General features: G+C 75.4%; 10 protein-coding genes. 4 read left to right on the top strand and 6 right to left on the bottom strand.

From position 1 onward, the window contains the following. Window positions 1-39 precede the first annotated feature (39 nt). Entirely contained in the window at window positions 40-2,868 is a 2,829-nt protein-coding gene (locus ACH499_RS07150; protein WP_399014198.1) for a SpoIIE family protein phosphatase, read from the bottom strand. A gap of 220 nt (window positions 2,869-3,088) precedes the next feature. Beyond that, entirely contained in the window at window positions 3,089-3,292 is a 204-nt protein-coding gene (locus ACH499_RS07155; protein ID WP_028964611.1) for a cold-shock protein, read from the bottom strand. A 342-nt stretch (window positions 3,293-3,634) separates the two neighbouring features. On the opposite strand from ACH499_RS07155, the gene ACH499_RS07160 reads away from it, so the two are divergent. Next, window positions 3,635-4,366 (top strand): L,D-transpeptidase family protein, encoded by a 732-nt coding sequence (locus ACH499_RS07160; RefSeq protein ID WP_399014199.1) that lies wholly within the window; start codon window positions 3,635-3,637, stop codon window positions 4,364-4,366. A 121-nt stretch (window positions 4,367-4,487) separates the two neighbouring features. Here ACH499_RS07160 and ACH499_RS07165 read toward each other — a convergent pair whose 3' ends face one another. Together ACH499_RS07165 and ACH499_RS07170 are read right to left on the bottom strand one after the other, a co-directional pair. Continuing rightward, window positions 4,488-5,060: a hypothetical protein gene (locus ACH499_RS07165; protein ID WP_399014200.1), complete on the bottom strand. Its 573-nt coding sequence runs from the start codon at window positions 5,058-5,060 to the stop codon at window positions 4,488-4,490. A gap of 90 nt (window positions 5,061-5,150) precedes the next feature. Then, window positions 5,151-5,372: a hypothetical protein gene (locus ACH499_RS07170; protein ID WP_356204923.1), complete on the bottom strand. Its 222-nt coding sequence runs from the start codon at window positions 5,370-5,372 to the stop codon at window positions 5,151-5,153. A gap of 329 nt (window positions 5,373-5,701) precedes the next feature. Between ACH499_RS07170 and ACH499_RS07175 the strand changes: the two genes are divergently transcribed. Together ACH499_RS07175 and ACH499_RS07180 are read left to right on the top strand one after the other, a co-directional pair. Beyond that, window positions 5,702-8,341 (top strand): SpoIIE family protein phosphatase, encoded by a 2,640-nt coding sequence (locus ACH499_RS07175; protein ID WP_399014201.1) that lies wholly within the window; start codon window positions 5,702-5,704, stop codon window positions 8,339-8,341. A 311-nt stretch (window positions 8,342-8,652) separates the two neighbouring features. After that, window positions 8,653-9,249: a TetR/AcrR family transcriptional regulator gene (locus ACH499_RS07180; protein ID WP_356204920.1), complete on the top strand. Its 597-nt coding sequence runs from the start codon at window positions 8,653-8,655 to the stop codon at window positions 9,247-9,249. 82 nt (window positions 9,250-9,331) lie between these two features. On the opposite strand, the gene ACH499_RS07185 is transcribed toward ACH499_RS07180, so the two are convergent. Then, window positions 9,332-10,195, bottom strand: a complete 864-nt coding sequence (locus ACH499_RS07185; RefSeq protein ID WP_399014202.1) for a hypothetical protein — start codon at window positions 10,193-10,195, stop codon at window positions 9,332-9,334. A gap of 255 nt (window positions 10,196-10,450) precedes the next feature. Then, window positions 10,451-10,906 (bottom strand): hypothetical protein, encoded by a 456-nt coding sequence (locus ACH499_RS07190; protein ID WP_399014203.1) that lies wholly within the window; start codon window positions 10,904-10,906, stop codon window positions 10,451-10,453. Window positions 10,907-11,172: 266 nt separating this feature from the next. Here ACH499_RS07190 and ACH499_RS07195 point away from each other — a divergent pair, with 266 nt between their 5' ends. Beyond that, window positions 11,173-11,505, top strand: a complete 333-nt coding sequence (locus ACH499_RS07195; RefSeq protein ID WP_356204917.1) for an antibiotic biosynthesis monooxygenase — start codon at window positions 11,173-11,175, stop codon at window positions 11,503-11,505. Window positions 11,506-11,540: the final 35 nt, after the last annotated feature.

Consider the following 11,540-nt stretch of genomic DNA (forward strand, 5'->3'; position numbering starts at 1 on the left):
CGGCCGGGTCCTCCCCCGCACGGCGGTGCCACGGGGGCGTCACAGGGTGACGTCCGCCCACTGGTCGAGCGGATCGTCGCCCGGGGCGCCGGGGACCTCGCCGGTGCCGCCGCCCAGCGGCTGCTCGGTCCAGATGACCTTGCCGGTGGAGGTGTACCGGGTGCCCCAGCGCTCGGCGTACCGGGCGACGAGGAACAGGCCGCGTCCGCCCTCGTCCGTGGCCGCCGCGTGGCGCAGGTGCGGCGAGGTGCTGCTGCCGTCGGAGACCTCGCAGATCAGGGAGCGGTCGCGCAGCAGGCGGACGTGGATGGGGGCGCTGCCGTAGCGGATGGCGTTGGTGACCAGTTCGCTGAGGATCAGCTCGGTGGTGAAGCCCGCCCCGTCCAGCCCCCAGGTCTCCAGTTGCCGGCCGACGGCGGCGCGGACGACGGAGACGGCCTCGGCCTCCCGGGGCACGTCCCAGTCGGCGACCTGTCCGGCGTTCAGCACCCGGGTGCGCGCGACCAGCAGCGCGATGTCGTCGCGGGCGTGGTCCGGCGGGAGGGCTTCGAGCACGGCGCGGCAGGTCTGCTCCGGCGTCCGGCCGGGGTGGGACAGGGCGGTGAGCAGGATGGCGAGGCCGGCGTCGATGTCCCGGTCCCGGTCCTCCACGAGCCCGTCGGTGTACAGGACGAGCCGGCTCCCCTCGGCCACCGGGAACTCGGTGCACTCGAAGGGCAGTCCGCCCAGACCGAGCGGCGGGCCCGCGGGCGTCTCGGGGAAGGACGCGGTGCCGTCCGGCAGGACGAGGGCGGGCGGCGGGTGCCCGGCGCGGGCGAGGCAGCAGGTGCCGGACACCGGGTCGTAGACGACGTAGAGGCAGGTGGCGCCGACCAGTCCCTCGTCCTCGCCCTGCGCCGTCCGCTCCCGGTCCATCCGGGCGACCAGGTCGTCCAGGCGGGCCAGCAGTTCGTCGGGGGCCAGGTCGAGGGTGGCGAAGTTGTGCACGGCGGTGCGCAGGCGCCCCATGGTGGCAGCCGCGTGCAGTCCGTGTCCGACCACGTCCCCCACCACCAGCGCCACCCGGGCGCCGGAGAGTTCGATCACGTCGAACCAGTCCCCGCCCACTCCCGCCTGGGCCGGAAGGTAGCGGTGAGCCAGCTCCAGGGCGCTCGGTTCGGGCAGGTCGCGGGGGAGCAGGCTGCGTTGCAGGGTGACCGCCATCGCGTGCTCGCGGGTGAAGCGCCGGGCGTTGTCGAGCGCCACGGCGGCGCGGGTGGCCAGTTCCTCGGCGAACGGCACGTCCTCGGTGTCGAACGGCTCCCTCGGTCGCGCGCGCCAGAACTCCACCACGCCGAGCACCGTGCCGCGGGCCCGCAGCGGTACCACGATCAGGGCGTGCGGGCCGGAGGGGTCCCCGGTGTGCGCCACGTCCCGGCCGTCCGGCCCCGGCCTGCCGTCGGCGGCGGCGCCGGCGTCCGTGTCCAGGACGGGCCGGCCGCTCGCCACGCACCGCGCCTGGGGCGTGCCGGGCGCGAAGCGGACGCTGCGGCCCGCTTCCGGGGGCCGGCCGCCCTCGGTGCCGCTCGCGGCGACACGGCGCAGGTCGGTGCGCGGGCCGGTCGGTTCCTCGCCGCGCAGCACCTCCTCGGCCAGTTCCACGGTGGCCATGTCGGCGAAGCGCGGCACGGCGACCTCCGTCAGCTCGCGCGCGGTGCGCCGCACGTCCAGCGTGGAGCCGATGCGCGTACCGGCGTCGTAGAGCAGGGTCAGGCGCTCGCGTGCCACCTCGGCCCGCCCGGACAGGGCACGCAGTTCGGTGGTGTCCCTGAGGGTCACCACGCTTCCGGCGTGGTTCCCGTCGGGGGCGGTGGAGCGCTTGTTGACCGCGAGCAGGCGGTCGGCCGTCAGATGCACCTCGTCGGTGGCCGTCCGCTCCGACGTCAGCAGTTCGGCCATCTCCGGGTCCAGGCCCAGGTCGGTGACGCGGCGCTGCTCCGGGTCGGGCGGCAGGTCGAGCAGGCGCCGGGCCTCGTCGTTGGCCAGCAGCAGGCGTCCGTCGCCTCCCGTGATCAGCACGCCTTCCCGCACGGCGTGCAGCACCGCGTCGTGGTGGTCGTACATGCGGGTCATCTCGACCGGCCCGAGGCCGTGGGTCTGGCGCAGCAGCCTGCGGCTGACCAGCGTCGTGCCGCCGGCGCACACGGCCAGCGCCGCGAGGGAGCTGCCCAGCAGGAGCGGGAGTTCCTCGGCCGCCATGCCGGCCACCTTGCGGACCGTGATGCCGACCGCGACCGTACCGACGGCGGCGCCACCGGGCCTGGTGACGGGGACGAGCGAGATGACCGCGAGTCCCTCGGTGGTCTTGGTGGTGTCGGTCTCGGGGCCGGGCGGCGGTTCGACCGCGCCGAAGACGGTCTTGCCTATCCGGGCGGGGTCGGGATGGGTGTAGCGGACCCCGTGGGACGAGTACACGACGATGAGGTCCACTCCCGTGTCGCTCCTGACCCGCTCGGTCAGGGGCTGCAGTACGGCGCTGGGGTGGGGCCCGGTCATCGCCGCGACGGTGCCCGGGGCGTGCGCGAGGGTGCTGGCGACGGCCATGGTCCGGTGGCGGGCGTCGTTGCCGCTGTCGCTGCGGGACTGGAGCACGAGGGCCGTGAGCGCGGCGGCGACGATGAGGACGACGACGCCGACCTGGAACAGGAGCACCTGGCCCGCGACGCTGCGCACCCGGAGCAGGGAGCGGAGCCGGCCGGGGGACCGCTCGGTCCGGTCGTCGCGGCCGGGGCGGTCGGTACGGCGGGGCGGGGCGGGGGCTGTGCGGCCGGGCCGCGCGCCGAGGGGGCTGCGGGGCGTGGTCCGGGGAGGACGGGGATGTGCGCTCACGCTCCGTGTCCTCCCTCCCCAGTGTCCGGTCTCTGGGTGGGGTGCCGCGCCCGGCGCGTGCCGGGCCACTTTCCAGGATGCTCTTCGCATTCCTCACGAATGAGTCAACGGTACTCGCTCAGCCTGGACGACGCCGTGCGTCGGGAACCGCACCGGAAAAGGGCACGGCGCCCGGAAGCGTTCGCTTCCGGGCGCCGTGCTCGGGTCCGACGCGCAGCCGTCAGGCGGGGGTGATGTTCTCCGCCTGCGGGCCCTTCTGGCCCTGCGTGATGTCGAAGGTCACGGCCTGGCCTTCCTGGAGCTCGCGGTAACCGCTGGCGTTGATGTTCGAGTAGTGCGCGAAGACGTCGGGGCCGCCGCCGTCCTGCGCGATGAAGCCGAAGCCCTTTTCCGAGTTGAACCACTTGACGGTACCGCTGGCCATGCCTTTGCCTTTCAGCCGATATCGGATCCGCACCGCGCGGACCCGGAGGTGGTCGTCGGGTCCAAGGCACTGCACAGCAGACCGCCCGCACCACGGCGCGGGCGGTCAGGTCGAACCACGACATCTGCCGCTGACGCTACACGGCATGTCCGCGCCTCACCAGTGAGTAAGGGGTGCGAGCCCGAACGGTGTTGCCCGTTCGGGCCACATCGCCGCCCCTCGCGTCACTCCCGCGCACGGTGCCGTCCCTGCGCCATCCGGGCGAGACACGGGGAGTCGGCACGCCCCGGTCGTGCGAGTGGTCAAGCAATGAGTAGCCCACGTAGCGAACCGGAGGTTGAGATGACCGTCAGGAAGGCCCTGGCCCTGGTGACCGGCGCGGTGATGTGCGCCGGCCTGCTGGCGACGGGCTGCGCCCCGCGGACGCCGGACACGGCCGAGCGGTCGGCGTCGCCCCGTCCCGCCCCGCCGGCCCCGTCCGCCCGCCCCCTTCCGGGAGTCGGCCCCGCCATGCTCGCCCGGATCCCCGAGGCCACCCGGCAGGCCCTGGTGGTCCGGGGCGCGACGGCGCAAGCCAACCGGGCGCAGGTGGTGCTCTACGAGCGCGATCCCGTCCGGGGCTGGCGGGCGGCGGCCGGCCCGTGGTCCGCGCACAACGGGCTGCGCGGCTGGACGCAGGACCACAGCGCGGGGGATCTGCGCACCCCCGTCGGCGTCTTCGGGCTCAGCGACGCGGGAGGACGGCTGCCCGACCCGGGGACCCGGCTCCCCTACGACCAGGACCCCGAGTTCGCCACGTCGGGCACCGGCCATCTGGGCGAGCCGCTGGAGGGCTCCTTCGACTACGTGATCGCCGTCGACTACAACCGGGTGCCCGGCACCACGCCCCTGGACAAGACGCGGCCGCAGGGCGAGGACAAGGGCGGCGGGGTGTGGATCCACGTGGACCACGACGGGCCGACCAACGCCTGCGTGTCCCTCCGGGAGGAGCACATGCGGGAGCTGCTGCTGACCCTGGACCCGGAGAAGTCCCCCGTCGTCGTCATGGGGCCCGAGTCCGTGCTGGAACGGTAGGGCGTGTCCCTGCCGGTGCAGCGCCCGGGCGCGGACGGGCCGCCGCTCCCGCCACGGCCGGCCGTGGTGCCGTGCCGTGGCGGGAGCGGTGGTGTGCCGGTCGCCCGGTGCCGGGGTTCCGCTACCGGCCGGCCGGGGGCGCGGCGGCCTCGTCGCCCACGTCGAGGGCGAAGACGTGCACGGCGCTGTTGGCCGGGAGCGTGACGGCGGCGACCTCCTTGGACGGGTCGATGGGCAGTGTCTTGGTGTAGAGGCGGTACTCGACGGTCTCGTAGGCGGGTCCGGACGGCGTGTTCTTGCCCTTCGTGGTGATCGCCGTCCTCGCCCCGTACCGGTCGGGCGGCAGGCAGCACCAGTTCGGGAAGCCGAGCTGGGCCCTGACGGTCGTGCCGTCGGTGTAGTGGACGGTGGCCGTGCCCTCGGCGCTGCCGCTGGTGCCGGTGCCGAGGAGGGCCAGCGCGTTGCCCTTCTCCCCGCCGGTGACCCGGACGGTCTGGCCCTTGCCCGTCACATTGTCGGGGGTGCCGGGTGCCGCGTCCGGCCAGGTGAAGGTGAAGCCGTTCGCCCGCACGGAGGCGCCCGGGACGACTCCCTTCCGGGCCAGGCGTTCGGCGACGAAGCTGGAACCGCCGCCGTCGATGTCGCCGGGGCCGGGGTCGTCCTTGCACGACTCTGGCGGCCCCAGCGGAGACATGTCAATACGTGCTCATTGCAAAGCCGTTTCGAGCACTTCCGAGCACTGCCCGAGGGCATGGGGGTCCGGCGGCGTGGGCCGTCCGGTTCGTCAGAAGAGCCGTTCCTGCGCGGCGGTCGGCTTCGTCCGCGGCCTGCGGCGGGGGGCGGGCGGCTCGGGCGCGGTGTCCCCGAACAGGGGGGCGGTGCCGTACTCGTCCGGCTCGGCCGGGACGGCGGTGGGCCCGGTGCCCACGTTGAGCCGCAGCGGGGCGTCCCGGTCGAAGTCCCCCGGCGTCATCGCGACCCACTCGCGGTCCTGCCGCTCACCCACGCACCGACCCCTCTCCCGCGCCGCGAGCGGCGGTGGTCGCCGCTCGGTCCGTCGTGAGGGATTCTGCCCGGTCACAGCCCCGCCTCACCGGGCACGCCGGCCGTCGAGACCCTCGCGAGGGGTGTGGCCCCGCGCACGGGGGAGAACGCGGGGCCACGTGAGCAAGCTATCCGAGTCGCCCGGCGCCCACCAGCCCCGGCCCCGCCCCCCGGGGTCCGGCCCCGGGCGCCCGCGCCTCACCCGTACGGCGCACGGACGCGGCGGGCCGACGGGGTCGGGCCCGCACGGCGCACTGCGTTCCGGCCCGCGCGGGGCACACACTGGAGGACATGGACCACCCCGATCCGCCGGAGGCGGCGTCCCGCGTTCTCCCCCCGGAGCCCCGGAGCGCGGCGTCGGCGCGACGGTTCGTCGGGGCCGCCCTGGAGGGCGCCGCCCCCGGTCTCGCCGACACGGCCCGTTTCCTGACCGGCGAGCTGGTCACCAACGCGGTGCTGCACGCACGCACCGAGGTCGAGGTGGGCGTCTCGGTCCACGCCGGCCGGGTGCGGGTGCGCGTCACCGACCGGCGGCCGGACCGCGGGCCCGCGCCGCGGCCCTCCCCGCCGTACGCCGGGACCGGGCGGGGGCTGGCGCTGGTGGAGCGGCTGGCCTCGCGCTACGGGGCCGAGGCCGGGGACGGGTACAAGAGCGTGTGGTTCGAGCTGTGGACCGAGGGCCCGCCGCCCCCGTCGCCGGGCTGGCGCACCGGCACCCCGCCGGTCGGACCGGTGCGGACGCGGACCGTGCTGCTCGTCGACGTGCCGAGCGCCCTGTGCTCGGCGTCCCAGCAGCACCGGCACGCGCTGCTGGGCGAGCTGGCCCTCGCCGCGTTCACCGGGGAGGACCTGGGAGTGCCCGCGCGCGACCTCTACGCGGCCCGTGACCTCAACGACATGATCAGCGCCGGTCTGACGGCCATCCGTGCGCAGCCGTCCGAGGCGGGCCTGCGCTCCGTCTCCCTGACGCTCCCGGCGGACGCGGCGCCGGGCGTACGCGCCCTGCGCCGGGTGCTGGAGGCCGCGGAGGAGGCGGCGCGGGACGAACTGCTGCTGATGCTGCCGGAGCTGCCGCGCGGACGCGCCTTCCAGGACTGGCTGTTCGACGAGATCGTCGCACAGCTCTCCGGAGCCCGGCCGACCGCGTGGACCGTGCTCCCCCGCGAGCCCGAGGTCGGCTCCTCGGACCTGGCGCCGTGGGACGTCTCCCACGTGGCGGCGGGGCGGCTGCCGACCATCGCCGCCGACGAGAGCAACCGGATCATCGCGGCCAACGGGCCGGCGGCGGACATGCTCGGCTGGGACGCGGACGAACTCGTCGGGCGCAAGCTGACCGCACTCATCCCCGAGCACCTGCGGGAGCGGCACACCGCGGCCTTCACCTCCCTGCTGCTCACCGGCCGCACCCGCATCGTCGGCCGGTCCGTGCCGCTGCCGGCGCTGCACCGCGACGGGCGGCTGCTGCCGGTCCGGCTCCGCATCCAGACCCAGGAGACGGCCGACGGCCGCACCGTCTTCGTCGCCCAGCTCTCCCCCCGGGCGGCCACCTCACTCGACGCGTCGGCGCACGGCGCGAGGCACCGCCCGGCGTCGGTCCCGGACCCCGGACGGGGCCGACGGTCGCCCGCCGCGGAACGCGGCCCGGGGCCGCAGGGCTCCGGGTACGACCTGTCGGCGCTGGACCGGCTGTCCCTGCTGGCCGACACGGGGGCCGAACTCAGCGACACCCTGGACCTGGAGGACGGCCTGCGCCGCGTCGGCCGGCTGCTGACCCGGCGGCTGGCCGACTGGTGCGCGGTGGACCTGTTCACGGAACACGCCCAGGTGGAGCGGGTCTGCGTCGTGCACCGGGATCCGCGCGGGCTGCGCCCCGAGGCGTACGAGCGCCGGCTCCCGCCCGTCTCCGAGGCCTCGCGGGGCCCGCTGGCCCGGGCGCTGAGCGGGGCCGGTCCCCTGCTGCTGACCGGTGTGCCGACGCCGGGGCAGGCGGTGAGCGAGCTGGACCGGGACTACGCCGAGCTGTTCCGCGCCTTCGGGGCGGGCAGCGCCGTGGTCGCTCCGCTGCGGGCCCGCCGGGAGATCTTCGGCGCGCTGACCGTCACCCGGACGGGCGCGGCCCGGCCGTTCACCGAGGAGGACCTGTCCCTCGTCGACGACCTGGTGCACAACCTGGCGCTCGGCGTGGACAACGCCCGGCTGTACCAGGAGACCCGCAGCATCGCCGAGCGGCTCCAGCTCTCGCTGCTGCCCGTGCTGCCCGAGGTCGGGCATCTGCGGATGGCCGCCCGCTACGCCGCGTCCTCGGCCACCGCGCAGGTCGGCGGCGACTGGTACGACAGCTTCGTGCTGCCGAACGGGGACACCGCCGTGGTCATCGGCGACGTGACGGGGCACAACCTCGACGCGGCCATCGCCATGAGCCAGCTCCGGAGCATGCTGCGCGGGATCGCCGTGGACCGCCGTGAGCCGCCCGCGGAGGTGCTGCACCGGCTGGACCTGGCCAACCACAGCCTGTACCGGGAGGCCACCGCCACCTGCATCTACGGCGTCGTCAAGGGGCCTGCCGAGGGACCCTGGGAGCTGCTGCACTCCTCCGCCGGCCACCTGCCGCCGCTGCTGACCACGCGCGACGGCGAGACCCGCTTCCTGGAGGAGGGCGCGGGTCTCCTCCTCGGCATGGATCCGGAGGGGCCCCGCGGTACGGCCCGCGACGCGCTGCCGGCCGGCTCGACGCTGCTGCTCTACACCGACGGTCTGGTCGAACGCCGGGGCGAGCTGCTGGACATCGCCCTGGACAGGCTGCGCCGGCACACCGCCGACCTGGCCCGCGAGCCGCTCGACACGTTCTGCGACGAGCTGCTGATCGGGCTCGGCGCGGACAGCACCGACGACATCGCCGTCCTCGCCGTCCGGCCCACGCCGCCGGCCTGACACGTGGGAGCCCCCGCCCGGTCGCGGGGCGGTTCAGGACCTGGCCTCCGTACTCCTCTGGGAGGTGGATGCCGTGGAAGCCGAGTTCCTCGCCGGACGAGCGCGGAGGCGAGGCGGTTGGCGCGCTCCTCCAGCCGGGCGTAGCTCCAGGTCCGGTCCTCGCAGACCAGGGCGGGGGTTGGGCTATACGGATGTTTCTGGACAACCTGTCCAATAACGTTGGAGCCGTCAAGGGTCCGTAGACTGGCTGCCGCCCGCGGGGTCACGCGCCGCGGGACCAAGGGGACCGGCGAGGGAGACGGGCGACGGGGATGGCCGAGGACAGACGGATCCGCAAGACGCGCAGGGCATTGCGGGACGCCCTGGTGGACCTCGTGCTGGAGAGGGGTTTCACCTCGCTCAGCGTCGAGGACATCACGCAGCGCGCGGACGTGGCGCGCGCCACCTTCTACAGTCACTTCCGCGACAAGGACGAGCTGTTCGCCCGGGTCACACGGGATCTGCTCGACGAACTCGACGAACGGCTGCGGCCGGCGGTGGCGGAGAACGCCGTCGGCTTCACCGGCAAGCCGGTGCTGGAGATGCTGCGGCACGCCCGGCAGGAGCGGGATCTGTACCGGATCGTGCTGCGGGGCGAGGGGGACGGGAAGCCGCTGCGCATGTTCACCGATGCGTGCGCCCGGGTGGCCGCCGAGGAGTTCCGGGGCAGGTCCGAGCGCAACGACGTCAAGCCGCGCATCGACGCCGACCTGCTCGCCCGGGTCTGGGTCGGCGAGCAGGTGGCGGTCCTCCAGTGGTGGGTCGGGCACGAGACCCCGCCGATGCCGGCCGAGGAGGTCGTCCGCATGCTGCTCGATCTCGCCCTGCGCGGCCGCTACTGGGCCACCGGCTTCGACCGGCCCGCCTGAGCGGCCCGGCCGACCCCCGCCGGCCACCGGCCACCGGGGTCGCGGCGCGGTACGGGGGCCCGTCGCCCGTCCCCCCGGCCGCTCAGCCCTCGCCGCCGAGCGCCCGGGTGTCCCGGGCCGGGCGGATCATCACCGTGGCCGCCGCGCCGCACGTGGCCGGCACGACGGCCGAGAGCAGGAAGGCCGCCGAGTACCCCGCGGCCTCGGACGCCGCCCCGTCCACCAGGTGGCCCGTGAGGAAGGGCACGAACATGCCCGGCAGGGTGCCGGTCGCCGCGACCACCCCGAAGACGGCGCCCCGGCGGGCCGGGGGGACGACGGCGGCCGTGGTCACGGAGTGCACGGGCAGGGCGACCGAGTGGCAGGCGAACGCCCCGGCGATCAGGACCAGTGGCAGGGGCCGCCGGCCCGCGAAGGGGAGCAGCGCGAGCGCCGCGCCGGAGACCAGGACCGCCGCGCCCTGGGCGACACCGTCGACGGCGCCTCCCGCGCGCCCCCGCCGCTTGCGCCGGTCGATCAGCGCCGGCACGGTCAGCAGCAGGAGCAGGCTGAGCACCGAGACGGAGCTGACGGCGACCGACGCGCGCGCCGCACCGAAGCCCAGCTCGGTCCGGAGGTAGACGGGCAACCACGCACTGGACAGCGCGAGCGCCCAGTGCGAGCCGAAGGCGCTGAGCACACCTCCGACGACGGTGCCGCCGAGCAGCAGCCGCCGCAGCGGGGGCGGGGCGGACACCCGGGCGGGGGGTCCGGGGTCCTTCGGGGCCGCGTGGGGCGCCGGGCCAGCTCCGCCGTAGGGGCCGTCCCTGCCGACGGCGTACCGGACGACGCACCACGTCGCGCTGACGATCGCCAGGGCGACGAAGGCCGAACGCCGGCCCAGGTGGACGATGAACCGGGTCAGCACGGGAGCCGAGACGGCGGTGCCGTGACAGGACGGATCCACGCAGCGCGTCGGCCCGTGGCGACAGCGATGGCTCTCACGGCCCGCTTCGGGCACGCCGAAGGGCCGCGACCGGCATCCGGCGCGGCTGTGGTGGGGGCGGGCGCGGCCGACGGGGGCTGCGGCCCAGCGGGGCGGCGACCGCCCGATGTCAGGTGTCCGTTCGTCGCGGACCGTGCTCCCCGCGCTCCGGGCCGCACCCGGGCGTCGTCCCGACCGCCCGCCCGACGCGGTCCCGCGGCGGCGCGGGGCGTCCGGTCACGCCGCGCGCACGCCGATCCGCGCCGGCCGCTCGGTGCGCACCGCGCGGACGGGGGCGACCGGGGTGTCGGCGACCCTGACGCGGTAGGTCGTCCGGGCGGGGTCGGTCAGGGGCTCGCCGAGCGTGATGCGGCCGGCGCTGTGCAGCCGGTCGCACTCGGCGGTGGGCAGCGCCACATAGCAACCGCCCCTGCCCGTCGCGGAGTCCAGCGGCCTCCAGTAGCTGTATCTGCGCCGTCCGCCCTCCCGGACGGTGACGAACACGGGAGTGCGCGTGTCGGAGACTATGCGCAGGATCTCGGCCTCCTCGGGGCTGACGGAGGCGCCCGCGCGGGACCTTTGGCGGCGGGCGGGCACGGCACCGGCGGGAGCGGCGGCACCGTGCCGTACGGGGCGGCCGGTCGCACGCGGGTCGGCGGTCTGCGGGAGCAGGGCGGTGGGCGGCATCGGCATGGCCTTTCCAGGACAGTGTCTCGAGACCGCCTACCCGGTCCGGCCGGAGTTGATCTCGCTGGCCCCTCATTCTTCAGCACCGGACTGACAATCCCATCGCCCCCACGCCGGGAACGGCGCACGCATCGGCCACGGGCCGGCCGCCGCGGCTCCGTCACCCCGCGGCGCCGTGGTGGACGACCACGACGGGCACCCGCAAGGTGACAGAAGCCGGAACCGGGGTCCGGCGCCGGGCCTCATGAGCGCGGTGCGGCAGGATGGGAGCCATGAGCGTAGTCAAGATCAACGTGCTGACCGTGCCGGCCGAGATGCGCGAGACGCTGGAGAAGCGCTTCGCCTCGCGTGCCCACGCGGTGGAGAACTCCGACGGCTTCGAGTGGTTCGAGCTGCTGCGCCCCGTCGAGGGCACCGACACCTACCTCGTCTACACGCGGTGGCGCGACGAGGAGTCCTTCCAGGCGTGGATGGAGGGCCCGCGGCAGGCCGCGCACCAGGGCGGTGGCGAGGGCGAGGGCGGCGAGCGCCCGAAGCCCGCGGCGAGCGGGTCCACGCTGTGGTCGTTCGAGGTGGTGCAGCAGGCGGCGCCCAAGGGCGAGTGACCGCGGCGGTGGCGCCCGCGGCCGGTCCGGCCGCG

This window comes from Streptomyces sp. NPDC018947 (genome assembly GCF_044390505.1).
In the GTDB taxonomy this organism is placed as follows: domain Bacteria; phylum Actinomycetota; class Actinomycetes; order Streptomycetales; family Streptomycetaceae; genus Streptomyces.

Bases quoted from the DNA above. Each gene is read 5' to 3' on its own strand.
- ACH499_RS07155 (WP_028964611.1), bottom strand. From the start codon at position 3,292: ATGGCCAGCGGTACCGTCAAGTGGTTCAACTCGGAAAAGGGCTTCGGC.
- ACH499_RS07160 (WP_399014199.1), top strand. From the start codon at position 3,635: ATGACCGTCAGGAAGGCCCTGGCCCTGGTGACCGGCGCGGTGATGTGC.
- ACH499_RS07165 (WP_399014200.1), bottom strand. From the start codon at position 5,060: ATGTCTCCGCTGGGGCCGCCAGAGTCGTGCAAGGACGACCCCGGCCCC.
- ACH499_RS07175 (WP_399014201.1), top strand. From the start codon at position 5,702: ATGGACCACCCCGATCCGCCGGAGGCGGCGTCCCGCGTTCTCCCCCCG.
- ACH499_RS07180 (WP_356204920.1), top strand. From the start codon at position 8,653: ATGGCCGAGGACAGACGGATCCGCAAGACGCGCAGGGCATTGCGGGAC.
- ACH499_RS07190 (WP_399014203.1), bottom strand. From the start codon at position 10,906: ATGCCGATGCCGCCCACCGCCCTGCTCCCGCAGACCGCCGACCCGCGT.
- ACH499_RS07195 (WP_356204917.1), top strand. From the start codon at position 11,173: ATGAGCGTAGTCAAGATCAACGTGCTGACCGTGCCGGCCGAGATGCGC.